A 23,006-nucleotide genomic window follows, 5' to 3' on the forward strand; every position below is an offset into this window, starting at 1 on the left:
CTTAGTTTTTGCGAGTCAAGCTATCAGATACAATGCGTTCCTGTTCTTTTTTGTGGACTGTCGGATCTCCTTCTGCGGGACTGGATCGTCTTCTTCGGCCGATGTATTGGACATTTACTCCTTTTGGCGCAATTTCCGTCAGATACGGGCTGATATAACTCCATGCCCCCATGTTCTGCGGCTCTTCCTGAACCCAAACGATCTCTTGCAGGTTCGGCAGTTTGGCGAAAAGCTCCTTCGTATCTTTTGCCGGGAACGGATACAGCTGTTCGATTCTGGCAATATGAAGCCAATCCTTATCGCCTTCCATTTTGTTGAAGTGATCGCTGATATCAATTGACACTTTTCCGCTTGATAATACGACGCGAGTCACTTTTTCGTAAGCATGGGAAAGACCGGACTGCTCATAGACAGGCTTGAATCGGCTTTCGCTCAGTTCCTGCACTTCAGATACCGTATTCGGGTTGCGCAGCAGGCTCTTCGGCGTCATGATCACAAGCGGGCGGATTTCCTCACGAAGCAGCATTTTCGCTTGTCTTCTTAAAATGTGGAAATACTGAGCCGCACTTGTCAGGTTGGCCACCGTCCAGTTGTTTTCCGCCGCCAGCTGCAGGAACCGCTCGACGCGGCCGCTGGAGTGTTCAGGACCCTGCCCTTCGTAACCGTGAGGCAGCAGCATGACCAGTCCTGATTTTTGTCCCCATTTTGCCCGTCCTGCAGATATGAATTGATCAAAATAGACTTGAGCCGCATTGGCAAAGTCCCCGTACTGCGCCTCCCACATCACAAGCGTTTCAGGCGAATACACGTTGTATCCATATTCAAAGCCGAGAACCGATCCTTCAGAGAGCGGGCTGTTATGCACCGTAAATGAAGCAGCGCAGTCGTCTAAATGATGGAGGGCAACAAATTCTTCTCCTGTTTCGCTGTCATGCAGCACAAGGTTTCTTTGAGCGAACGTTCCGCGCTCTGAATCCTGTCCGGTCAGCCGGATCGGCGTGCCGTCTTTCAAAATGGAAGCAAACGCAAGCGATTCAGCCAATGACCATTCAACTTTACGGTCATCATCAAACGCTTTTGCACGTCTTTCCAGGATTCTTTTCAGCTTGCCGAACACGTTAAAAGATTCCGGCCAGTTGATAAGTTCGCCGTTCAGCTTGCGGAGAACATCAAAGTCAATGGCTGTGTCAACGTCTGGAAAACCGTTGGACACCGGTTCCGGCAATTCAATTTCCCGTACGGCGTCTTCTTTTTTGGCGGGCACCTTTTTATAGGCGTCTTCAATTCGTTTTGTCACTGCCGTTTCGATGTTTTGCGCTTTTTCCTCGCTGATCAGACCTTCACTTACGAGTTTTTCCGCAAAGATCCGCTTGACAGTCGGGTGTTTTCTGACGGCGTCATACAGCATCGGCTGTGTCGTTGACGGCTCATCCATTTCATTGTGGCCGTACCGTCTGTACCCGATTAAATCGATTAAGAAATCTTTATTGAACCGCTTCCGGTATTCAACCGCAAATTTAACGGCTGACAGGCATGCTTCCGGATCATCCGCGTTGACGTGAACGATCGGGATTTCATAGCCCTTCGCCAAATCACTGGCATATTTCGTGGATCGTGATTCATCGCTTTCAGTTGTAAAGCCGATCATATTATTGGCGATGATATGAATGGCCCCGCCGACCTGATAGCCTTTCAGAGAGCTTAAGTTCAGCGTCTCGGCGACAATGCCTTCTCCCGGAAACGCTGCGTCACCGTGAATTAAAATGGCGAGCGATTTTGTTTCGTCTTGAACCGGGTACCCCTTTTGCGTTCTTGTTTCCTGTGCCGCCCGCGTGCTTCCTTCAACGATCGGATTGATGAATTCCAAGTGGCTCGGGTTATTTGCAAGCGTAATCCGCGCGCTTTTGGTTTCAGCATCCTGAAGCTGTCTGTCTGCACCGAGGTGGTATTTTACATCGCCCGTCCAGCCGTAGCTGATGCCGGTCGATCCTTCAGACGGCACAAGGTCTTTATTCGGCGCGTGCTGGAATTCCGAGAAAATAATCTCATACGGTTTGCCGAGCACATGCGCAAGCACATTTAAACGGCCTCTGTGCGCCATCCCGATATTGACATTGGTTGTGCCCGCTTTCACAGACTGGGCGATAATGTCGTCAAGAACCGGCACAAGCGCGTCTAACCCCTCAATTGAGAAACGCTTCTGACCGACGAATGTCCGGTGTAAAAATTGTTCAAATCCTTCTACTTCCGTCAGTCTTTCTAAAACGGCTGACAGTTTTTCCGGTGAATTTTTCCGGAACAGTTCTCCGGATTCGACCATTTTTGTAATCCATGCGCGCTCTTCGAAATCATGCACATGGTCAAACTCGAAGGAGATGGTTCTTTTATAGGTATTGCGTAAATGCTGGATGGCTTCTAAGCCGTTTGTTATATTGGCAGGTGCGTCTTTACAGATGACAGACGCGGGTATTGCTTTCATTTCTTCTTCTGTAAGCCCATACTCGGATAACGGAAAGAGCTCGCTCTTTTTCGGATCCTTTCTGAGCGGATTGACGGAAGCGTTCAGATGGCCATAGGTTCGAATATCTTCTGCAAGTTTAACTGCTGCTGCGATCTTTTGAATCAGATCTGCGGTGACGCGTCCCTGTTCCTTTGTTCCCGATGCCTCTTTTATTTGGCTTGGCGGAGCGCCGAGTTCGTCAAACATGTCTTTCAGATCCGGATCAATGCTGTCTGGATCTTCAGCATATTGGTCGTACAGCTCCAGTGCATAGCCGAGGTTCGGTCCGTAAAAATCTTCCCAATTCATTCTTTGTTTCATATTATTTTGAAACATTTGAATATTACCCCCAACCTAGATAATCAAGTGATCAATTCACTATCTTGAAATAACTTTTGAACGCTGTGCCCAAAATTATGTAATAAAAACGCTTCCAAGGATATTTTACCACTGATTGCGTTTGGATTCTACCTTGATTGTTCACAAAATAGTAAAAAAAACAGATCAATACCGAAAAAATTAAATCATTTTAAAATAAAAAGCGAAAAAGCATAGGAAAAAGCCTATCCTATGCTTTTATGAAGCAGTTTTTTCAAGAGCGGATACAGCACATCGGGCAGCTGATCAACATCCGGAACAAAAATACTGTACTTTCCGTACATATCCTGAATGGTTTTCATCTGTGATTCTTCTATCGCAGTATTGGACAGAAAAACATTTATGACTTCTATCCCTTTTTTTCTCGCTTCGATGACAGCCTCGCTCGTATCGACGATGCCGTTTTGTTCGTATCCGAATGCTGCCGGCTCTCCGTCTGAAAACACGATTAAAAATTTTTGCGCCTCACTCCGCCGCATCAGCTGTTTCGTCATTTGTCTGATGGCGTATCCGTCTCTGTTATCTTCTTCAGGCGCAAGCTGCATGATCAGCGGACCCGCCGCCTGCAGCAGCGACTCTTCAAACGGAATGACGGTATTGAAGAAATTCGGCTGGCTCGTTTCAGTCGCTTCGTTCGTATCCTCCCAAAACCCGACGATCTGGTGCGGTACGGACACTGATTTCAAGGCTTCATGAAAAAGAACGATCCCTCTTTTGGTTTCATCCATTTTGTCGAACATGCTGGCCGAACAATCGACAAGCAATGTGAAAACGGCGTCAATGTCTGAAGACGGGTCCTGCTTTTTATAGAAAAGGCGCGGGTTCCGCTCCGTAAAATAGCGGATCAGTTTGCGATTCAGCCGGCCTGCGTGAAGGTCGGTCCGCGGGAGCGTTTTTTTGTGCTCAAGTGTTTTTTGTATCATCTGCTTCAGGCGTTTTTGATATGATTCTATCGTTTTTGCCTGTTCTTTATAAGACTGCTCCTCTTCAGGAGACGCTTTATGAGGCGTTTGATAAACCGGGAAGGCAAATTTGTTTTCTTTTCCGTCAGCCAGCCCAGCGCCCTTATGTTCATCCTGAATGGATTCAAGCGCTTCCAGTTTTGAGTAATCCTCTCTTTTCGTCTGACGTGCGGAACCTTGAACGGAGCCGAGCGCCTGGTCACCGTCATCGCCTTCTCTGGCCGCGTCTTTCCCAAAATCTGATTTCGCGCCGTGCTCAATATCAAATTGAAGGAAACTTTTTGCCGGCGCTTCGGTTTCCCGGTGCCACGTATTCATTTTCTCTTCAAGGATTTCTTCATCTCCGTCGGAAGACTCAGGGAGCGTGAGATCGTCACTTAACGAAGGCGCTTTTTTTACGCTTTCGAACAAAGGCTCTTCAGCCGCTTTTTCGTAATCAAGTTCCGGCAGAAAAAAGTACGTATTCAGCATATCTTTCTCAAGCACTTCATCAAGGCCTTCCATGAGGTCTTCCGTTATTCTTGCGATTTGTTCCGTAGAATCCGCCTCATACACCCGGATGAGCTGACGTTCAATATACGGTATCATCATATCAATATGTTCATGCATGGAAGGAATGCCTTCAAGCGGAGACTCAGCCGTCAGCTTGACAAACATCGCGCAATACAAAGCGTCGGTGAAAATGCTCCGTTCTAAATTCAATGTCAGCTGCGTCGTGAAATATTTCCTGTACATCTCCCTCCGCTTCTGAAAAACACGTTTCGTTCCCGGCCGTTCTTTTTTGATCAGCTCTTCAATTCTGATATCCTCAAGCAGCATAAACAGCTGCTTGGCAAAGCTTTGGCGGGTGAAGTGCCGGTGAACGTCATTTAAAAAGCCCGCAAATTCCCGAAATGAGCTGCTGCGTGTTCCGACAGCGCGCAAATAGACATCGCTTTTCAGGCCGGCTTCCATATCCCCGGCTGAGCGGTCTTTCCAAAAGTGGCTCATGTAAATTTTCTTTTCAAAGGGATTGTAGTAAGACTGCACGCCGTATTCCACTTCAACTTCACTGCTTCTGGTCAGTGTTTTGGCCAGGTCAGTCAGCATCATGAACAAAAACGAATCAATCGTGCTGTCGTTAAATTTGATAAACTTCATTGTATGTCCCTCATTCGAACAGCGTTTCTGCAATATTTCTGACAGCGGCTTTTTCCCTGTCGTCGTCAAGTTTTTCCACGATGCCTCTTTCAATCGCCCGTTTCGGCGGGATGTACGCAGCCAAGTCGCACGTATCAATGAGAGCCCTGATGGACGCCGCTTCTTCTGACACTTGTCCGTTATGCGCTTGTGCGATTAAATCAGAAGACAGCGTCATAAAACGCTCAATTAATTTCTCATCTTTTAAGACAGACTGAGAGGTCAGCACCTGTTTCAGGAGGCTTCCTTTAATATACGGAACATCAATGATGACAAAACGGTTTTTAAGGGCTTCGTTCAGCGGAACTGTGCCGACGTAGCCTTCATTAATCGCGGCGATAACACCGAATCCTTCGCTTGCCTTAATCACTTCTCCTGTAAAGGGATTTGTCATCATTTTTCTGTAATCAAGCACGCCGTTTAGAATCGGAAGGGTTTCAGGCTTTGCCATATTGATTTCGTCAATGTATAAAAAATGTCCTTCGTTCATTGCGGTTGTTACAGGTCCGGGAACGAATTCAATTGTCGCCTGTCCCTGTTCATTTTCAATCGTTTTATAGCCGACAAGCGCTTCTGCATCGAGGTCTACGGAGCAGTTGACGCTGTGCATCGGTTTATGAAAATAGTTCGAAAGCGTTTCCGCCAATTTTGTTTTCCCTGAACCCGTCGGTCCTTTTAATAAGATATTTTTTCCCATTGTCAAAGCAATGACGGCATCGAATACAATCGCTTTATCTTCGGCCTCATAGCCTGATGATCCGATTAAATCCCGGAATTCTTGGGAAACGGGATGATTTTGATAAGCCTGCAGTTTGTTTTGTATATCTTCCGGAAGTGATAGGTACTGTAATTCTGAAGTCATAGGTGATGTTTCCTTTCCATTTGTATTCCATAACCGAGTATACTAAAAAAGCCCTTGTATACTCAATACAAAAGGGCTCATTCCCTGCGGGCGCTTTTTGTCAGGGGAGCGCAGGCGATTCTGGCTCCGGAATTTCCGCTCGGGTTTGTTAAATAATCGTCCGTATGTTCATGGATGACGAACGCGCTTCCGTCCCGGTCGAGCAGGCTGAGTCTGCTCCCTTCTTTTAATGAAGTTTGCGGCGCGTTCATAATGACATCCACTTTACCGTCAGCCCCCACTTCAAGATTGGGGAGATCCCCGGCGTGATGACCCATCGGATTGTTGAAGCCGTGTTCTTTGTTCAAAGGGTTGAACGGTCCCCCGGCTGATTCGAAATCAGGTGCCTGACAAGTCCCTTTTTCATAAATATGAAATCCGAGAGAAGTGCCGGGCGGCAGATGCCCCGCTGATATATGAATGTCTGACCCTTCATCATCAGATTCCCTCACTTCGATATATCCGATCGTTTTTCCGTTTTGATTGATGAGTCCGGCATGCTCACGGTATGCAGATGCTTCCAATGCGCGGCTTTCCCCATGTTTTTTGGGCGGAACAGGAGCGGGTCTCCCCCCGCAGCCGCAAAGCGTAATTGATGCGAGCATGAGAAAAAGCAAGAGACGATTCATGCTTCCTCCCCCTTATTTTTTTACCCATCAGTCTTGTCAAAACGTGAAAATGGTAAACAAAAAAAGCCCCGAAAGGCTTTTTTAAAAATAACTGCGTGCTCCTAAATACGCTTTTTTCCAATACGGATTGCTTAAGTTTGAAACTTCAACCCCGGAGGAGCTTGCGTGAATAAAATCTCCTCCGCCCAAATACATTCCCATATGAGAAGGACCCGCTTTATATGTCGTAAAGAAGACAAAGTCGCCTGCTGACGGCTGGCTGATATGTTTCATCGTATTCCAATATCCGGCCGTGCTCAGACGGGAAACAGAGCTTACCTTATTTAAAAGGTAATAGATGTAACCGCTGCAATCGAAGCCCGCAGGCGTATTGCCTCCCCAGCGGTAAGGAACGCCGACATGTTTTTTCGCCTCGCCTATCATTCTGTCAATCTTTGAGCCTGTCACCGGAGGTTCCGGGGTATTCGGCTTGTTTGGCTTTGCCGGTTTGTTATCCGGCTGCCGCACAGGATCTTCTGTTTTTCCCGTTCCGTTAATCACCAGAACTTGTCCGATTTGAAGCACATCAGTTGTCAATTTATTTTTTTCTCTGATGAGCTGAGCGGTGATGCCGAACCGATTAGCAATTTTCCAGAGGGAGTCGCCTGCTTTTACTTTGTAAGTGGATGGCTTCTCAGAAGGGTTTGAATGAGATGGCGGTGTTTTGCCGCTGTTTCCGTTATGTGAAGAACCTTTGAGCTTTAATACTTGATTCGGATACAGCATGTCTGATGTTAATTGATTCAGCTTTTTCAGTTCGGCGATGGTGATCCCGGTTTGATTGGCGATTTTCCACAGCGAGTCACCCGGCTTCACAGTGTAAGTCCCTGATGCGCCTTTATCAGGCTTTGTCTGTCTGCCGCCTCCGTCCGTGCCGCCGGCAGACCCTTTAATTTTCAGTTTCTGGCCCGGATAGATGACATCTGAACTCAAACGGTTCAGGCTTCTCAGCTCAGAAACGCTCATTTTGTATTTTTTTGCGATCACCCATAATGAGTCTCCGTATGTAACTGTGTAAGCACCCGTGCTTCGTTTTCCCTTTTGTCCGGTTTTGCCGCTGCCGTCAGGAATGTGCAGCCGCTGTCCTGGGTGGAGTATCGTTGATTTCAGTTTATTTTCCGCCTGCAGGGCCGAAATACTTGTATGATATTGCCGGGAAAGCTTCCAAAGAGAGTCGCCGCTTTTTACTTGAATAGTTTTTGCTTCAGCGGGATGCACGGCGAAGGTTGAAGTCATTACTGCAGATACAGCCAGTCCGGCTGCGATTTTTTTCTTCATATAACGAAAAACCTCCTATTTATCATTGCTGAAAGGGACGTTCCTTTTCTTTGGACGCCGCCTGTTATGCAGGATTCATTCAGAAGTCGACATTAATTCCGATTCATTTGGCCTTAGATCATCACCAATGCCACACATTTTACATAAATTGAGAACATTTCACAAAAGACTTTGGAATCATTTTCATAACATGGCTTTTTTCCGCGACATTCCACCTTTCTTGTCTGTTTTTCATACAATTCTCTTTACGGCGTGAAAAATCCTCCCGAAAAACAATCAAAAAAAGCCCGCTTCCTTTAAAGGAAGCGGGTGACGGCTGATTACAGAACCCGGGTCTCGGCAGTTTTCACGTCTTCTGCTATCAATTCCGCTGCACGCTGTGCTCCGCCGGCCGCTTTCAGGGATTCTCCGATTTCAGAAGCTTTTGTCCGATATTCAGGATTTTCGCTCAATTCTTTTATTGCTTCAGTGAGCAGTTCCGCTGTTACATCTTCTTTTTTAAACATCTTGCCCGCGCCCGTGTTTTCCACTTGGCTTCCGACGGCGAACTGATCTGCGCCCATCGGAATGACGATCATCGGGGTTTTGTAGTAAAGCCCTTCGCTCGTACTGTTCATTCCGCCGTGAGTGATAAATAAGTCCGCTCTCTTCAGGATCTCAAGCTGCGGAACATAAGGCTTGACAATGACATTCTCAGGAATTTCATCAAGCTCCGCCGGATCAAGATGTTTGCCGATTGACATGACGGCTTTTCCGTTAAAGTTTCTGACCGCTTTTAAGCATTTATTAAACAATTCCTTCTGATTGTTAAAAATCGTGCCCATGGAAATAAACAGGACTTTTTCTCCTTCAAGCTGTTCAAACGGGAAATCTTGAGCCGCCGCTCTTTCGGTAATGGACGGGCCGACAAAGAGATAAGCATCGCCAAACTCTTCTTCTTTCGGCTGAAACGCTCTTGAAGTAAATACGATGGTTTTTCTGCCGTCATTTGAGAAAATATCATACGGCGTTTTAATGTCTGCGCTGAATTCTTCATTGATCCGGCTGACCGCTTCGGTATAAGCCGGATAATGAGATGATTCCTCTGATACAAGGTTTGTATTCGAAAACACTTCTTTAATAAATGCTTCATTCATTGCAAATGTCGTACAAAGTGAATATGCCGGCAGTTTCAGCTGGTTTCTCACGAGCCTTCCTGCCAGAAAATGATGATCATACAGGATGTAGTCGTAGGATTCATCTTTTACTTCCTCAAGAATACGGAGTGCGGCTTTTTTGGAAGTCTCAATCATTAATAGCAAAAACTCGGTAGCGTCCCGCTGTTCATCACCCGTTGCGTTTTTTCCGAATTCATCTTTTCGGAAATCTTCATATTCACGGAATTCCGCTCCGCTTGACGCGATTTTGTTCTCATATTCCTTCACCCCGTAATATACGACATGTTCCCCTTTTGCCTTCAGTTCTTTTACGACGCCTAAAGACGGATTGATATGGCCTTCTCCCGGAAAGCCGATCATCAATACATTTGCCATCTTTCCACTCCCTATTCTTTTAAATTTTATGTATATTTAAACGATAACACCAATACAGAAAAAGGTAAAGATGTTCACCTTATTAATATTAAATGGGTACAATATTCCCATTTTCTTATTATTTCGCATGAAGCGCCCGCGGAGAAACAAGCGGATACAGTCCGCCGTCTTTAGCAAAGGACATTTTTCCCGTTTCTTCTGAAACAACGAGCACGAGTGCATCAGTCACGGCCGAAAGTCCCATCGCGGCCCTGTGGCGCGTCCCGTATTTGAGATCGACATGTTTTGTTGTGAGCGGAAGCACATTGGCTGCTGATACAACCCGGTTTTCTCTGACCAATACGGCTCCGTCGTGAAGCGGATTGCCGGGATAAAAAATACTCTCAATTAAAGCCGCACTGATCTCGGCATGCAGGCTGGTCCCTTTTTGTATTATTCCGTCCAGCGGATCTGCACGTTCGATCACAATCAGCGCTCCGTGTTTTTCTTCCGCCAGATGCTGCACGGCCCTCGCCAGCTCTGTATAGGAAGGCGTAAAATGTTCGATATATGTCTGCAGGTAAAACGACGAAGCGACAGCCTGCATTTCCTGAAACGTATGTCCCAGTTCATCTAATTCACAAAGAAGGCATTGGTCTTTTTCATCCAATGTCCGCAGTATCATTCCGGCATCCTCTGTAATTTGTTTCAAATACGTTTGAACGGCAGCGGTAAACGCGCTTTCCGTCATTTGAGTGTGGCGCATGTCACATCAGCTCCTTTCCCTTATTTTCTGCATCGCGCGCATGGATATGCGCCGCTGTGTGCACCATAATCATGAAAGGAGGTGCACATCATATGGAATTCGCACGGCTGATGCAATATATCTGCACCTTTTTAGGGGTCATTTCACTTTCATTCATTTATGCCAAGATGTTTAAAAAGCCGAAACCGGACAAAAAAGAGTAGGCCGGCTTTCATTGCTTTTTATACATAAAATGTTATAATTTCTCTCGTTAAAATAAAGAAACGGGGAACCTAACTTGAGAGAAACGAACACGATCGGCCAAAAGGTCAGACAGCTGTTACATATCTTCATTCCGATTTTAATCACACAGGCGGGCCTTTCCCTGATCACCTTTTTGGATACGGTGATGTCAGGGAAAGTGAGCGCCGCCGATTTAGCCGGGGTTGCAATCGGTTCAAGCCTGTGGACACCGGTGTATACGGGCCTTGCAGGAATATTAATGGCCGTTACGCCCGTTGTTTCGCAGCTGTTTGGAGCCGGCAGACAAAAGGAAGTGCCGTTTTCCGTCATCCAGGCCGTTTATGTAGCGGCCGTTCTCAGTGCGGCGGTTATCCTGATCGGCTTTTTCACCGTTGATATGATCTTGGGACATTTGGGGCTGGAACCTCGTGTCCGGACGATCGCCAAACACTTTTTAGGGTTTTTATCCCTCGGTATTTTTCCTTTGTTTGTGTACACCGTTTTGCGCTCGTTTATTGATGCACTCGGCAAAACGCGAGTCACAATGCTTATTACGCTTTGCTCATTGCCTATTAATTTTGTCTTAAATTATGTATTTATTTTCGGAAAATTCAACATGCCGGCATTGGGCGGAGTCGGTGCGGGGCTCGCTTCCGCCCTGACTTACTGGTGTATTTGCACCATCAGCTTTTTTATCGTCTGCAGATTTGAGCCGTTTGCCGGGTACTCTGTATTTCGGAAACTGTACCGTTTTTCTCCGTCTGAATGCAGAAAGCTTTTGAAAATCGGTTTGCCTATCGGTTTTGCGGTATTTTTTGAAACGAGCATTTTTGCGGCTGTCACACTGCTTATGAGCCATTTTCAGACGGTGACGATTGCAGCCCACCAAGCGGCAATGAATTTTGCTTCCCTCTTGTATATGCTGCCGCTCAGCGTATCCATGGCCATGACCATTTTGGTCGGCTTTGAAGCAGGCGCAAAGCGCTATAGAGATGCCCGCTCATACAGCTATATCGGGATCGTGATGGCGCTTAGTTTTTCTTTATGCACGGCGGCTTTCATTTTGCTGTTCAGGCCGCAAATCGCCGGAATGTATACATCAGATCCGGCGGTGCTCATGTTGACGCAGCACTTTTTAATCTATGCGCTGTTTTTCCAGCTTTCTGATGCCGTAGCAGCTCCGATACAAGGCGCTCTGAGAGGATATAAGGATGTCAACTATACACTCGGCGCGGCTTTTGTGTCGTATTGGATTATCGGGCTTCCGGTCGGTTACGCAGTCGGCACTTATACGGGCCTCGGGGCATACGGCTACTGGATCGGGTTAATTGCAGGACTTGCCGCAGGAGCTGTCGGTTTATTCTTCAGACTGATGAAACTGCAAAAGCATTATGTGAAAAAAATGATGATTTCATAAAGGAGGAGCAGCAATGCCAAAACATAAACTGCTGTACGATTATTTAACTGAACGGGCGGAGGACATCAGTCAGACATGGTTTGATACCCTTCATGATACGGATCCTGATTCTGTTTATGCTTCTACTGACCCGGCTGTACTCACGAATCTGAAAAAACAAAATCTGGCGTTTAATTATCATCTCAATCGGATTTTTTCTGAAGAGAAGGAAGTATATACAGCGGCATTGGAAAAGTGGGCGTTTGAAGCCGCACGGGATGAAGAACATTTAAAAACTCCCATCCATTATATTATTCGCGAGTTTATCAGAGTTCGTGATTTGTATGTCGGCCATGTCAAGCAGTTTACCAGACTTCATTCAGACACCTTGACAGAAGAAGATGCCGAAGATATATTCCATACGCTGATTAAATCGTTTGATGTGGTGATTCATATTTTCATAGAGGAAATGTATAAAAACACAAACATTCAGCTTGAAGCGCAAAAAGAATTGATCACCGAGCTGAGCTCGCCGGTAATTGTGCTTTTTGACAATGTCGGACTGCTGCCGTTGATCGGGGATATTGACACAGCAAGAGCCAAAATGATTTTGGAGAATACGCTGCACCAGTGTTCAGAGAAGCGCATCACGCAGCTGTACATTGATTTATCGGGCGTAGCCATGATTGATACGATGGTTGCCCAACAGCTTTTCACCTTAATTGAATCACTCGGAATGCTCGGCGTGAAAGCGACATTATCCGGAATCCGTCCTGAAATCGCCCAAACCGCGGTGCAGCTCGGACTGAGTTTTTCAAATTTATCAATACGGTCTTCGCTTGCGGAAGCGATCGCCTCCGATCTGACACAAAAAAAGGGATAAGGCATTTCAGCCTTATCCCTTTTTTTATCAGTCTTTCCACGGATATGTCCAATACACTTCTTCTTCAAACCATGTCTGAAGAACCGGCTCGTTATTTTTTATTTTTTCTTCCAGCTCTCTCAGCATGCCTTCCGTTTGGGTGCGGTGCGCTTTTAATGCATTCATTTTAATATCGGCAACCTCTTTAATATCAAGAATGACATCAGGCTTGCCGACGGCTTCCTCCCTGTTGCGGGTGATTGCCATGCAAAGCGTGCGCGGGCGGTCCTCTTTTTTCTTTCTGTAAAGCGCTCTGATAACCGCTTCGCCGCATGCATCATGATCCGGATGGACGCCGTGCTCCGGATAGAATGTGACAATCAGACTCGGTTTTACATCGTCGATAATCTCTTCCATCATATCCGCGAGCCACTCGTCATCTTCAAATTCAAGTGTTTTATCACGAAGCCCGAGCATTCTCAGGTCAGTAACGTCCATTGCTTTGCATGCGTCGATCAGCTCTTGTTTTCTTAACAGCGGCAGTGTTTCACGGTTCGCGAAAAAAGGATCTCCCATGTTCCGGCCCATTTCGCCAAGCGTTGCGCATGCATACGTAACGGGAATATCTTTTTGTCTGTGTAAAGCAATCAGCCCTGCCACTCCGTATGATTCATCATCAGGGTGAGGCAGGATGACGAGTACATGTTCTTTCATGATTTTCACCCTTTTCTTTAAACTGTAAACGGCTTTTCGCTGATTTGAAGCGAAATCGCCAATTTTCCGCCCGGCAGATGCCCTGCCATTAACAAGCGGTCTTCGTCATCTACTGTATATTCAGTCAGACCTTCTGCGTAAATCCAGCCTTCTTCCGTTTTCAAACCGACGCGGTACGGGCCGTTTCCTTTGATTTTCGCCTGATGGTACGTCACTTTTGCATTGCGTATATAGGCTACAACCGTCATATTTTTCTCATTCAGATGCGCTGAATAAGAACCGGTCGTTGTTTCCAAATGGATATATACAGGACGATCGGCATATCGCTCTAAAGAAGTTTGCACATCTTCTTTTATGATCGCTTTCATAGCTGCTCCCCTCTTTCTTCTTTTAAAAATTGCAAACGCTTCGTATGTAGTTCAACCAATTCATATTTCTCAATCGGCCGCAGCCGGGAATCTACAATTCGCTGCACCGCCAGAGCAAACTTTTCCTCGGGTGTCTTCCGGAGCCTCGGATGTGTTCTTTGATCAAGCAGTTCAAGATCAATTGCCTTCTCCGCTTCTTCAAGAGTTGAAGCCGGGAGAGTGCGGTTACTCCACAGTGCCTGATAGGCTTTTGCTATGTCTTTATCAGTGCCCATTGTACAGCTCCTTTACATACTCGTAATGATTATACATAATTTAAGCTATCGCTGGAAAGCGAAAGGCTTAGCGGCTTTTTATCGGCCGCTTCCATTTGATCTGTGAAAAGGTAAACAAAAGCAATGCTGCCCATATACAAATGAAGGTAAACGCTTTTTGCCCGGAAAACGGTTCATGATACACAAATACGCCGAGCATAAGGGTAATGGTCGGCGCTATATATTGCAAAATGCCGACTTGATACAGCGGCAGACGCTTTGCCCCCTCTGCAAACAGCAACAGCGGCAAGGCCGTAAATACGCCTGCGAAAAATAGGAGCGCCCATGTTCCTGCCCCCAAGGACCCGGAAGTGCTCCCGTCAGCTGTATATCCTAAATAAACAAGTGCAGCCGGGGTAATCAAAAGCGTCTCCAGCGTCAGTCCCATCGTGCTGGACATGCGGGTTCTTTTTTTGCATAAGCCGTACAGGCCGAAGCTGAATGCAAGCAGCAATGCGATATAAGGAACCGCGCCATATTGAAACGCAGATATGATCACGGCCGCCCCGGCAATAGAAACGGCTGCTGTTTGCATCTTGTTAAGCTTTTCTTTTAAGAATAGGATGCCCAAAAGAACGGAAACGAGCGGATTAATGTAATACCCGAGACTTGCTTCAAGCAAAAAGCCGTGATTGACGGCCCATATGTACACAAACCAATTAACGGAAATTAAAACGGAAGCGAAAAAAAGCGCCAGCAGGCCCCCTTCCGATTTCAAAAGACGCAGTTCACGCCATCCGGTTTTCCACTTCTTAAGCACAGTTAAAAGCACACACATGAAAACAAATGACCATAAAATCCGGTGAGCTAAAATGTCCAATGCGGGTATTTGTTCAAGAAGTTTCCAATAGACCGGAAACAGCCCCCACATGGCGAAAGAACAAGCGGTATAAATGATTCCTTTTCTTGCGTTATTCCCTTGCACGGCCTTCCCCTTCCTTTCTGTAAACAGATTATATTATATCACGGGAAGCTTCCGGCGGGCATATACTATGTTGTCCGTTAAGAAAGGGTGAGATGCCGTGTTTGATTGGAACAAATATTTTCCCTTCCAAAATCAGTTCTCTAAAGAAACGTTTAAAAATGCTGATCCGAAAGATGTCGAGACATATGTCAACCGAGTGATGGAAAGCGTATTCGGCGCCGGTTATGCCGGACAGTTCCCTTTTCGCGACCCAATGTCCAAAAAGGCCGATCCGGTCGAAGCGGAACCGCCCAAGCCGGAAATTGACCTGTTTGAAACATCCGATCATGTTTTTGCGAAAATTCCCGCAGAACAAGAGGAACTCGACCGTATCAGGATTAAGCATACGTCACACAGCCTCGTTGTAGAGAACAGCAGTCTGGGAGAAGGAAAAAAAGAAATCGTCCTTCCGAGCCTCGTCAAACGAAAAGGAACAAAAGCAGTCTATAAAGACGGGATGATTGAAGTTATGTTTTCAAAACAGGAAGACTACAATCTATCGGAAGTGGAGATTTTAAGATAAAAAAACGGCCCGCGCGATGCAGGCCGTTTTTTCTTTAATAAAATGGCGGATAACCGCCGGCTCCCGGCCCGAAACCGCCGTATGGGACGCCTCCGTAACCGGCGAACCCGTACGGATAGCGGGGTCTTGTAAAACCTGTGGCAATCACGCCACCGAGAAGACCGCCTAAAAATCCGCCGAATAAAGGAGCGCCGAACAAAAAAGGACTTCTCGCCGGAAATCCGGCAGGACCGAAATTCCCGCGATACAATGCATGACGAGGGTACATGTTTTTCCTCCTTTATGTCTGCCTATTCTTAAGCGTATTCATAAAATGAGGAAATTGATTGGGCGATTGTAACAACATGTGCCTCTCTGTGATATTGCATTAATGTATAAATATTTTGGTTATAATTTGATTACATTTTGATTAATTGTTATACTTTTTTACAAGTTGCGACATGATAAAAAACCATCAGGGGGAATAAAATATGCCATTACTTCGTTTTGACGTTATTGAAGGCCGGGATGACGCAGCATTAAAAAAATTACTGGATACCGCCCATTACGCCATGGTTAAAGCTTTTGACGTCCCTGTAACGGACCGTTATCAGATCGTTCACCAGCATCGGCCTCATGAGCTTATCATTGAAGATACCGGGCTCGGTTTCAAAAGAAGCAAAGATCTTGTCATCATCAGCATTGTCAGCAAAGCGCGCACCGAACATCAAAAAGAAACGTTATATCAACTGATGGCTGATCAGCTTAAAACAGAATGCGGCATATCACCCGAGGACGTCATGATTTCCATTACAGAAAACGGGAACGCCGATTGGAGCTTCGGGCTTGGTGAGGCTCAGTTTTTAACCGGGAAACTGTAAAAGGCCTCCCCGCTTGTTCTGAATGATTGCAAACTGAATAAAAGAGGGATGTATTTTGGTTAGTAAGTTGTACCCTTGTTTGATATGCGGATTTAAAGGATTAGAGACAAGCCCCGTTTATAACGGCGAATATCAAAAAACATTTGATATTTGCCCCTGCTGCGGGTTTGAATTCGGTTACAGCGAAGACCATGACGTAAGCCTAGGGTTTATTGTAACGCCTGATCATTTAATTGAAGCAGCATTTCAGTTATACCGGAAACAGTGGATTGAAGGAGGAATGAAATTATTTTCTTTAAATGATGTTCCGGCGGAATGTAAAAATGATTATTTCCTTACATTTGATGCTTTATTAAAGCAATTAAAAGGCTTGAACCTCAATCTGAACAATTTTGATTTTAATGGTTTTTATGACGAGTAAACATTATCATTAAGAAAAGGCTGCCTTGGGCAGCCTTTGTTATTCATCACATGTGTCGTTGGCAGACCCCCCGGGCTCGCAAAAACTGTCTGCCCATTTTTGCATTTCCTGAAAAACGGCTTGCAGGGCCAAGCCTTTATCAGTCAGTTTATAAATGACTTTGACAGGTGTTTCAGGCAGCACCTGACGCTCGACGATTTCATTTTGTTCCAGCTCTTTGAGCCGCTCCGCGAGCATTTTTTGGCTGATTGTCGGTATCGTTTCGGTCATATCTTTAAATCGTTTCGGCCCGTCCATCAGTACATGGATAATGAGGCCGTTCCAGCGCTTTCCCAAAAGGGAAAAAGCGGATTCCATTTTAGGACACATTGTATATCCCACGTGAGTTCATCCCTTCATCTATGAATTGACAAGTTTTTTGTGATCCATTAAAATTAGTTTCCGAGTTACATTTAGTAAGCTTCTAACTTTTCTATTATGATAACACGTTTATCCGAAGGAGGAAACATGATGACATCCGTATTAGACGTTTTAAAAGAACGCGCATCTGTTAAAGAATACGATAAAGACGCGGTCATTACAAAAGAGGAATTAACAGAACTCCTTGAAATCACAACGCAAGCGCCTTCCGCCTGGAACCTTCAGCATTGGCATTTTCAAGTCTTTCACAGTGATGAAGCAAAAGCTGCCCTGCTTCCGGTTGCTTTTAATCAAAAACAGATTATTGATTCATCAGCAGTTATTGCCGTATTAGGCGACTTAAAAGCAAATGAAAATGGTGAAGACGTTTATGCTGAACTGGCTGAGCAAGGCAATATCACAGAAGAGATTAAACAAACGCTTTTAGGCCAGATTAACGGTGCATACCAAAATGATCAGTTTGCCCGTGATTCAGCATTTTTAAACGCTTCTTTAGCAGCGATGCAGCTGATGCTTGCCGCTAAAGCAAAAGGCTACGACACTTGCGCGATCGGCGGATTCAATAAAGAGCAATTCGTTAAGGAATTCGACGTGAGCGAGCGTTTCGTGCCCGTCATGCTGATTTCAATCGGTAAAGCCGTTAAGCCGGCGCATAAAAGCAACCGGCTGCCTGTATCTAAAGTGTCAACTTGGCTGTAAGATGAAAGAAACCCTTAGTCCGCTTAAGCAGACTAAGGGTTTTTTATAGGAATCGCTCACTGTACCAGGTTCGTGCCTGCTCTGCTTCCTGCTGTGTGAGCTGATGACCGCCCTCCTGCCATTCAAGAGCAACGGATGCATGAGCATCTGTCAGATACTGATAAAGCTCCTCCGATTCTTCTTTTGTACATAGTGGATCGCGTATTCCCGCACCGATAAACACAGGCAGCCCTTCCATATCAGGCAGCTTCACTCCGCGTATCGGCACCATCGGATGATGCAGAACCGCTCCTTTCAGTACATCTTTATAATGAAACAAAAGACTTGCTGCAATATTGGCGCCGTTTGAATAGCCGGCAGCAATCACGTTTTCTCTGCTGAATCCGTACATTTGCGCCGCTTCCTCAATAAAATTCTTTAATTCTTCCGTCCGTTCAATTAAATCTTTCTCGTCAAATACGCCTTCTTTCAGCCGCTTAAAAAAACGGGGCATGCCGTTTTCCGACACTGATCCTCTGACCCCGAGCAGACTTGCGTTCGGATCGATAAAACGTCCGAGCGACAGAAGATCATGTTCATTTCCTCCCGTTCCGTGCAAAAGCAGCAGAACATTTTCTGACGTTCCCTGTTCAAACACATGTTTCATCATCATTCTCCTTTCTCCATTTTGGGCAAAACAGCTGTAATCTGGCTGCGATGCTCTTCCAGCCATTCCGGAAGCTTCAGGTCTGTTCCGAGATTTTCAAAGGATTCATCCGTCATAAAGCCCGGTTCATCGGTTGCCATTTCAAATAAAATGCCGCCGCTTTCCCTGAAATAAATTGATGTGAAGTAAGACCTGTCAAGAATGTCAGATGAAGCAAGATGAGAATCAGCAAGAATATCCTTCCACTCCGCCTGCTCTTTTTCACTAGTGCGGAAAGCGACATGATGAACTGTCCCGTAACCGCCGATACCTGTTTCTTTCGGCGCAAGGTCAACATCTATAATATGTCCGATCCGCGCCTCCGATTGCAGCCTGACAATCTGATGCTCTTCTCCTGTCTTTGAATAACCGAAGCGTTCTATGAGAAATTGAATGGTTGCTTCAGGACGGTACGAGTACAGAAGAACACCTCTCATGCCTGTGATCGCTTCTTTTTCAGTAATGCCCGCAGGAGTCCATTCACTTTGTCCGCTTCTTTCATCTTCCATTATGGCAAGCGGCAGGTCTTCTGTATCATTAAAGAGAAGCACTTGTTCAGACAGCATGATCTGTTCTTTTACAGACAAGCCGTTTTCTTCAAGCCGGCGCTTCCAAAACGCGAGTGCTCCTTTCGGCACGGAGAAATAAATTCTTCCGGCCTGCCCTTTTCCCACGGTTCCCGGGCGGCTTCCCTGAAAAGGAAAAAATGTAATAATCGTGCCCGGCTCTCCGTTTTGGTTGCCGAAATAAAAGTGATAAGTGGCCGGGTCGTCAAAATTAACGGTTTTTTTAACGAGCCGCAAACCCAGCACTTCAGTATAAAACCGTAGATTTTCAGCAGGATCTTTTGCAAATGCGGTAACATGGTGCAATCCTTGTGTATCCAACGTATTCACTCCTAAATATCTTGATTTCGAGATATTAACTATTCTAATTTAATATGAATGAAGATGCAACTAAAGTGTTTCAGTTAAAAAAGTAATAGAATTCTTTTTTTTCTGAAAAATATCTTGTGATCTTATCTGACACCTGCTATGATAAGGAGCATTATCAAGTTTCAGGAGGAAAGTAAATGGTCAGAAAAGCACTAATTTTCGTTCTCATCTTAATCCCTTTCAGCCAGCTAGCCCTGCTGTCAGCCGCTAATCGGGTTCATCCGATCATTATCGGGCTGCCTTTTTTTCATTTCTGGCTGCTTTTATGGATCGCAGTCACTCCATTATGTTCGTTTCTTATTTATAGGCTGCAGAAGAAACAAGGAGGACTGGACTGATGCCCGCAAATATAACAGCATTGATCATTACAGCCATCATCGTTTTAACCGTTGTCTGTATCGGCTTTATAGCCGGGAGAGACAAATCATCACGCACTTCTGTTGAGGAATGGTCTGTCGGCGGCAGACGGTTCGGGGGGCTCCTCGTCTGGTTTTTAGTCGGCGCGGATCTTTATACGGCTTATACGTTTTTAGGCTTAACAAGCACAGCCTACACAGGGGGAAGCGTTGCTTTTTTTGCAATCCCGTATTCTGTTTTGGCGTATTTTATCGCTTATTTCTTTCTGCCGAAGCTGTGGAAAGTGGCAAAAATACACAAATTAACGACGCTTGCCGATTATGCCCGTGAGCGTTTTGACAGTAAACTTTTGGCCAGTCTTGTCGCCATTGTCGGCGTTCTTATGCTCATTCCTTATATTTGTCTCCAGCTGAGCGGAATTCAAGATACGCTTCAGGTGGCCGGAACGGGTGTCATTAATGTCAATATGGTCGTCATCATCTCTTTTATTCTTGTAGCGCTGTATACTTTTTTCAGCGGAATTAAAGGGCCGACCTTTACGGCGATTATTAAAGACATTCTGGTGTGGGTGATTATGCTGTTTATGGTCGTCTCACTCCCGCTGATCCATTTTCACGGCTGGACGCCGATGATTCACACCCTGGCTGAAAAAGCGCCGCAAATGCTGACGATCCCGGACTCGGGGCCGAAAGGAATCCCTTGGTTTGTCACAGCTTCCATCGTATCTGCGCTGGCGCTCTTTATGTGGGCGCATGCGGCAACCGGCGTATTTACGGCAAAAAGCGCAGATGCCGTCCGCAAAAACAGCATGTTTCTGCCGCTTTATAATATTGTTTTAATTCTTGTTATTTTTCTCGGCTTTATCGCGTTTCTTGTCCTGCCGGAAGATACCAATCCGCGGCTCGCTTTATTGAAGCTGATTCAAACGTCTTACGGCGGAGTCGCGCAGGGCTTTGCTTACTCCACGATTGCCCTTGCGTCATTGATTCCCTGCTCTATCATGGCCATCGGAGCATCAAACTTATTTGCGAATAACTTATATCGGGATTTGATTCACCCGAATGTGTCACCAAGCAAGCTGACGATGATCACCCGTTCAATGGTCTTTGTCGTCATCGGGCTCGCGCTTTTATTCGGCATGCTGTTCCCGACTGCGCTCGTTACCCTTCAGCTTCTCGGTGTTTCCGGCATGGTTCAGATCTTTCCGGCTATCGCCGTCAGTCTGTTTTGGAAGAATCAAACGAAAGAAGCGACAATTATTGGTCTTCTCGTCGGTCTTATCGTGACATTCACGGTAAATATCACCCAATCCGCCCACGGTATATATGAAGGCTTTTGGGGTTTGACCGCTAACATGGCAGCCGTTATTATCCTTAACCCGTTTTTTGTAAAAAAAGCGGCTTCAAACGCCGTCAAAGACGGTTTATTCAATAAAGCGCCTTCTGATCAACTGAACCAAAAAGGCGCTTAACAGAAAGAAGCCGGCACGTAAATGTGCCGGTTTTTCACTTTTTTCACTTCCATTTGTAGGTAGCCACAGTTTTAGCCGGAATGACAGCTTCAAACTGCCGATTTTCTGAAACGACATGGAATTTTTGATCGGCGGATGTCTGGTTGATTACGACTGTCACAATGGATTGATCAGGATTAAGGAACGATACATTCGAGACTGTGTTTTTGGAGCCGTAATTACTTTCTATCCGCTTTGCTCCACGGTCGATAAATTTTGAAAAGTTTCCTGTCATATGAAAGATCGGGATATTCCAATAGCGGTCAGGGTTTTTGGCATCCTGAATAAACAGCGTCGGGTCTGGGATGCCTATCCAATGATGCGTCTTGATTTGACTGTCGAGCATCGTTACCCACGCATTATAGCTCGACGCGCCGTTGCGGAAATACTGCGCGATCCGGTCCGCCCCTGCCGTCCCCCAGACAGACCGCTCCGTTAAGTGAATAGATTGATCAGGATATCTCTTTCCGATTTCCGACATGACGGAAAGGTCACCGTCATAATCGTGAAAAGCGATGCCGTCTGCCGCCCGGTTTCCTTTTTTATCATCTAAAATCGGCGGAATATAGTTCCACGCCCCGCTCGCATTGTGATCATAAATCCAAATTTTCGTGTCAATTACGTGTTTTTTCATTTCTTTTTTTAAGGCCAGTGCCAGTTTGCGCTGCTGAGACGGCGGCATATACATGCTCGGATAGTCGATTTCCAGCAAAGGTTCATTTTGAAGGGTCATGGCATAAATCGGAATTCCCTGCTTTTCGTACGCCTCAATAAATTTGCGGAAGTAAACGGCCAGTGCGTCGATATATTTATCTTTCAGCTTTCCCCGCTTGAGGTTTTCATTCGTTTTCATCCAAGCCGGCGGGCTCCACGGCGAGGCAATGATTTTCAGTTCCGGATTGATCGCCAGCGCTTCCTTGATGGTTGCTGTAATGTGTAAATCAATATCCTTTTGGATCGAGAAATGACGGAGCTTAGGATCTGTTTGGCCTTCAGGCATATCGTCATACGTATAAAATTCCTGTGCCGTAAAATCAGATGTCCCGATCGTTATGCGCATAACGTCCATGCCGATACCATCTTTGGGATCAACCAGTTTTTTCAGCACTTCTTTTCTTTTTGCGGGTGTCATTTTTGACAAATTATGGATTGTGGATTCTTCCAGGGACGATCCTACGCCTAACACACTTTGATAGCGGCGCGACGGATCAATATACACAGCGGCGGAGTCAGAAGCCTTCTTTTTTGTCAATGTAAGCGGTGTTTGTTCGTCTAAGGCGTATTTCACTTCCAGCGGCCCGTCATACCACGTACGGGAAGCCGGATCTTTTTCAGAACTGAACCACACCCTTACTTTGTTTTTGTCTGAAGCCTTCCGATCAGCCGCATACACTTCGGTTTCCATGCTGCTTGATATGAAAAAGAAAAACAAAAGAAAAACCAGCGTCTTGTGCAGACCTTTTTTAAAAAACATGAACCACCATCCCTTTCCTTATTTTTATAAGCGATTCTAAATGAAAAGCCGGACAGTCACCTCCTTCCCGCTTAAATGAATGCGTTTTCAAAATTACTGATAAAAAGCAGGCTTCACACAACGGTGAAGCCTTCCCTTT

At 45.8% G+C, this 23,006-nt stretch carries 24 protein-coding genes; 8 read left to right on the plus strand and 16 right to left on the minus strand.

All coding sequences use genetic code 11. The annotated features are described in order from the left end of the window. Position 1: 1 nt before the first annotated feature. From sucA to cdaS, 7 genes are all read right to left on the minus strand, one after another. A complete protein-coding gene (gene sucA, locus HWY38_RS18015) occupies positions 2-2,836 on the minus strand; it encodes a 2-oxoglutarate dehydrogenase E1 component (protein WP_022553224.1) in 2,835 nt (944 codons plus the stop codon). Between the two features lie 227 nt (positions 2,837-3,063). After that, positions 3,064-4,980: a nitric oxide reductase activation protein NorD gene (locus HWY38_RS18020; protein WP_224182315.1), complete on the minus strand. Its 1,917-nt coding sequence runs from the start codon at positions 4,978-4,980 to the stop codon at positions 3,064-3,066. A 10-nt stretch (positions 4,981-4,990) separates the two neighbouring features. Beyond that, complete coding sequence (locus tag HWY38_RS18025) at positions 4,991-5,881, minus strand: AAA family ATPase (RefSeq protein ID WP_224182316.1); 891 nt, start codon at positions 5,879-5,881, stop codon at positions 4,991-4,993. Between the two features lie 77 nt (positions 5,882-5,958). Beyond that, positions 5,959-6,549: a superoxide dismutase family protein gene (locus HWY38_RS18030; RefSeq protein WP_007407968.1), complete on the minus strand. Its 591-nt coding sequence runs from the start codon at positions 6,547-6,549 to the stop codon at positions 5,959-5,961. A gap of 81 nt (positions 6,550-6,630) precedes the next feature. Beyond that, positions 6,631-7,866, minus strand: coding sequence for a LysM peptidoglycan-binding domain-containing protein (locus HWY38_RS18035; RefSeq protein WP_224182317.1), 1,236 nt, complete (start codon positions 7,864-7,866; stop codon positions 6,631-6,633). Positions 7,867-8,186: 320 nt separating this feature from the next. After that, positions 8,187-9,398: a macrolide family glycosyltransferase gene (locus HWY38_RS18040; protein ID WP_224182318.1), complete on the minus strand. Its 1,212-nt coding sequence runs from the start codon at positions 9,396-9,398 to the stop codon at positions 8,187-8,189. A 118-nt stretch (positions 9,399-9,516) separates the two neighbouring features. Continuing rightward, positions 9,517-10,143, minus strand: coding sequence for a sporulation-specific diadenylate cyclase CdaS (cdaS, locus tag HWY38_RS18045; protein ID WP_007611976.1), 627 nt, complete (start codon positions 10,141-10,143; stop codon positions 9,517-9,519). 277 nt (positions 10,144-10,420) lie between these two features. On the opposite strand from cdaS, the gene HWY38_RS18050 reads away from it, so the two are divergent. Together HWY38_RS18050 and HWY38_RS18055 are read left to right on the plus strand one after the other, a co-directional pair. Continuing rightward, positions 10,421-11,782, plus strand: coding sequence for an MATE family efflux transporter (locus tag HWY38_RS18050; RefSeq protein WP_224182319.1), 1,362 nt, complete (start codon positions 10,421-10,423; stop codon positions 11,780-11,782). Between the two features lie 13 nt (positions 11,783-11,795). Then, the gene (locus tag HWY38_RS18055; protein WP_224182320.1) at positions 11,796-12,644 is read left to right on the plus strand and encodes an STAS domain-containing protein; all 849 of its coding nucleotides are present in this window, start codon (positions 11,796-11,798) and stop codon (positions 12,642-12,644) included. A 27-nt stretch (positions 12,645-12,671) separates the two neighbouring features. Here HWY38_RS18055 and bshB2 read toward each other — a convergent pair whose 3' ends face one another. The 4 genes from bshB2 to rarD all read right to left on the minus strand — a co-directional run bounded on the left by bshB2 (position 12,672) and on the right by rarD (position 14,944). Next, a complete protein-coding gene (bshB2, locus tag HWY38_RS18060) occupies positions 12,672-13,337 on the minus strand; it encodes a bacillithiol biosynthesis deacetylase BshB2 (RefSeq protein ID WP_007407961.1) in 666 nt (221 codons plus the stop codon). A 17-nt stretch (positions 13,338-13,354) separates the two neighbouring features. Further along, positions 13,355-13,705, minus strand: coding sequence for a YojF family protein (locus HWY38_RS18065; RefSeq protein WP_007611980.1), 351 nt, complete (start codon positions 13,703-13,705; stop codon positions 13,355-13,357). Further along, positions 13,702-13,980 (minus strand): hypothetical protein, encoded by a 279-nt coding sequence (locus tag HWY38_RS18070; RefSeq protein ID WP_224182321.1) that lies wholly within the window; start codon positions 13,978-13,980, stop codon positions 13,702-13,704. The genes HWY38_RS18065 and HWY38_RS18070 overlap by 4 nt, the downstream gene beginning before the upstream one ends. 67 nt (positions 13,981-14,047) lie before the next feature. Then, positions 14,048-14,944, minus strand: a complete 897-nt coding sequence (gene rarD, locus HWY38_RS18075; RefSeq protein ID WP_224182322.1) for an EamA family transporter RarD — start codon at positions 14,942-14,944, stop codon at positions 14,048-14,050. Between the two features lie 97 nt (positions 14,945-15,041). On the opposite strand from rarD, the gene HWY38_RS18080 reads away from it, so the two are divergent. Next, positions 15,042-15,506 carry a hypothetical protein gene (locus HWY38_RS18080; RefSeq protein WP_007611985.1) on the plus strand — a complete coding sequence of 155 codons (465 nt, stop codon included), beginning with the start codon at positions 15,042-15,044 and terminating at the stop codon, positions 15,504-15,506. Between the two features lie 34 nt (positions 15,507-15,540). Here HWY38_RS18080 and HWY38_RS18085 read toward each other — a convergent pair whose 3' ends face one another. Beyond that, positions 15,541-15,774: a hypothetical protein gene (locus tag HWY38_RS18085; RefSeq protein ID WP_224182323.1), complete on the minus strand. Its 234-nt coding sequence runs from the start codon at positions 15,772-15,774 to the stop codon at positions 15,541-15,543. Positions 15,775-15,976: 202 nt separating this feature from the next. Here HWY38_RS18085 and HWY38_RS18090 point away from each other — a divergent pair, with 202 nt between their 5' ends. Further along, positions 15,977-16,366, plus strand: a complete 390-nt coding sequence (locus tag HWY38_RS18090; RefSeq protein WP_003153733.1) for a tautomerase family protein — start codon at positions 15,977-15,979, stop codon at positions 16,364-16,366. Between the two features lie 52 nt (positions 16,367-16,418). Continuing rightward, complete coding sequence (locus tag HWY38_RS18095) at positions 16,419-16,787, plus strand: hypothetical protein (RefSeq protein WP_224182346.1); 369 nt, start codon at positions 16,419-16,421, stop codon at positions 16,785-16,787. Positions 16,788-16,826: 39 nt separating this feature from the next. On the opposite strand, the gene HWY38_RS18100 is transcribed toward HWY38_RS18095, so the two are convergent. Further along, complete coding sequence (locus HWY38_RS18100; RefSeq protein WP_012117759.1) at positions 16,827-17,168, minus strand: winged helix-turn-helix transcriptional regulator; 342 nt, start codon at positions 17,166-17,168, stop codon at positions 16,827-16,829. Between the two features lie 129 nt (positions 17,169-17,297). On the opposite strand from HWY38_RS18100, the gene HWY38_RS18105 reads away from it, so the two are divergent. Next, entirely contained in the window at positions 17,298-17,906 is a 609-nt protein-coding gene (locus tag HWY38_RS18105; protein ID WP_003153727.1) for a nitroreductase family protein, read from the plus strand. Between the two features lie 43 nt (positions 17,907-17,949). Here HWY38_RS18105 and HWY38_RS18110 read toward each other — a convergent pair whose 3' ends face one another. Together HWY38_RS18110 and HWY38_RS18115 are read right to left on the minus strand one after the other, a co-directional pair. Next, positions 17,950-18,552, minus strand: coding sequence for an alpha/beta hydrolase (locus tag HWY38_RS18110; RefSeq protein WP_224182347.1), 603 nt, complete (start codon positions 18,550-18,552; stop codon positions 17,950-17,952). A 2-nt stretch (positions 18,553-18,554) separates the two neighbouring features. Beyond that, a complete protein-coding gene (locus tag HWY38_RS18115) occupies positions 18,555-19,478 on the minus strand; it encodes a ring-cleaving dioxygenase (RefSeq protein ID WP_224182324.1) in 924 nt (307 codons plus the stop codon). A 185-nt stretch (positions 19,479-19,663) separates the two neighbouring features. Here HWY38_RS18115 and HWY38_RS18120 point away from each other — a divergent pair, with 185 nt between their 5' ends. Both HWY38_RS18120 and HWY38_RS18125 read left to right on the plus strand, forming a co-directional pair. Continuing rightward, entirely contained in the window at positions 19,664-19,864 is a 201-nt protein-coding gene (locus tag HWY38_RS18120) for a DUF3311 domain-containing protein (protein ID WP_007612000.1), read from the plus strand. Next, positions 19,864-21,354, plus strand: a complete 1,491-nt coding sequence (locus HWY38_RS18125) for a sodium:solute symporter (RefSeq protein ID WP_224182325.1) — start codon at positions 19,864-19,866, stop codon at positions 21,352-21,354. The genes HWY38_RS18120 and HWY38_RS18125 overlap by 1 nt, the downstream gene beginning before the upstream one ends. Positions 21,355-21,397: 43 nt before the next feature. On the opposite strand, the gene HWY38_RS18130 is transcribed toward HWY38_RS18125, so the two are convergent. Further along, positions 21,398-22,867, minus strand: coding sequence for a glycoside hydrolase family 30 protein (locus tag HWY38_RS18130; protein ID WP_224182326.1), 1,470 nt, complete (start codon positions 22,865-22,867; stop codon positions 21,398-21,400). Positions 22,868-23,006 lie beyond the last annotated feature (139 nt).

The sequence above is a fragment of the Bacillus sp. KS1 genome (genome assembly GCF_020075515.1).
Classification (GTDB): domain Bacteria; phylum Bacillota; class Bacilli; order Bacillales; family Bacillaceae; genus Bacillus; species Bacillus velezensis.

Excerpts from the sequence above, each read along its gene's own strand:
- HWY38_RS18085 (WP_224182323.1), bottom strand. The coding sequence starts at position 15,774 with ATGTACCCTCGTCATGCATTGTATCGCGGGAATTTCGGTCCTGCCGGA.
- HWY38_RS18055 (WP_224182320.1), top strand. The coding sequence starts at position 11,796 with ATGCCAAAACATAAACTGCTGTACGATTATTTAACTGAACGGGCGGAG.
- HWY38_RS18040 (WP_224182318.1), bottom strand. The coding sequence starts at position 9,398 with ATGGCAAATGTATTGATGATCGGCTTTCCGGGAGAAGGCCATATCAAT.
- HWY38_RS18070 (WP_224182321.1), bottom strand. The coding sequence starts at position 13,980 with ATGGGCACTGATAAAGACATAGCAAAAGCCTATCAGGCACTGTGGAGT.
- HWY38_RS18065 (WP_007611980.1), bottom strand. The coding sequence starts at position 13,705 with ATGAAAGCGATCATAAAAGAAGATGTGCAAACTTCTTTAGAGCGATAT.
- HWY38_RS18125 (WP_224182325.1), top strand. The coding sequence starts at position 19,864 with ATGCCCGCAAATATAACAGCATTGATCATTACAGCCATCATCGTTTTA.
- HWY38_RS18130 (WP_224182326.1), bottom strand. The coding sequence starts at position 22,867 with ATGTTTTTTAAAAAAGGTCTGCACAAGACGCTGGTTTTTCTTTTGTTT.
- HWY38_RS18110 (WP_224182347.1), bottom strand. The coding sequence starts at position 18,552 with ATGAAACATGTGTTTGAACAGGGAACGTCAGAAAATGTTCTGCTGCTT.
- bshB2 (WP_007407961.1), bottom strand. The coding sequence starts at position 13,337 with ATGAAAGAACATGTACTCGTCATCCTGCCTCACCCTGATGATGAATCA.
- HWY38_RS18105 (WP_003153727.1), top strand. The coding sequence starts at position 17,298 with ATGACATCCGTATTAGACGTTTTAAAAGAACGCGCATCTGTTAAAGAA.
- HWY38_RS18120 (WP_007612000.1), top strand. The coding sequence starts at position 19,664 with ATGGTCAGAAAAGCACTAATTTTCGTTCTCATCTTAATCCCTTTCAGC.
- HWY38_RS18025 (WP_224182316.1), bottom strand. The coding sequence starts at position 5,881 with ATGACTTCAGAATTACAGTACCTATCACTTCCGGAAGATATACAAAAC.
- HWY38_RS18020 (WP_224182315.1), bottom strand. The coding sequence starts at position 4,980 with ATGAAGTTTATCAAATTTAACGACAGCACGATTGATTCGTTTTTGTTC.
- HWY38_RS18030 (WP_007407968.1), bottom strand. The coding sequence starts at position 6,549 with ATGAATCGTCTCTTGCTTTTTCTCATGCTCGCATCAATTACGCTTTGC.
- HWY38_RS18090 (WP_003153733.1), top strand. The coding sequence starts at position 15,977 with ATGCCATTACTTCGTTTTGACGTTATTGAAGGCCGGGATGACGCAGCA.
- cdaS (WP_007611976.1), bottom strand. The coding sequence starts at position 10,143 with ATGCGCCACACTCAAATGACGGAAAGCGCGTTTACCGCTGCCGTTCAA.
- sucA (WP_022553224.1), bottom strand. The coding sequence starts at position 2,836 with ATGTTTCAAAATAATATGAAACAAAGAATGAATTGGGAAGATTTTTAC.
- HWY38_RS18035 (WP_224182317.1), bottom strand. The coding sequence starts at position 7,866 with ATGAAGAAAAAAATCGCAGCCGGACTGGCTGTATCTGCAGTAATGACT.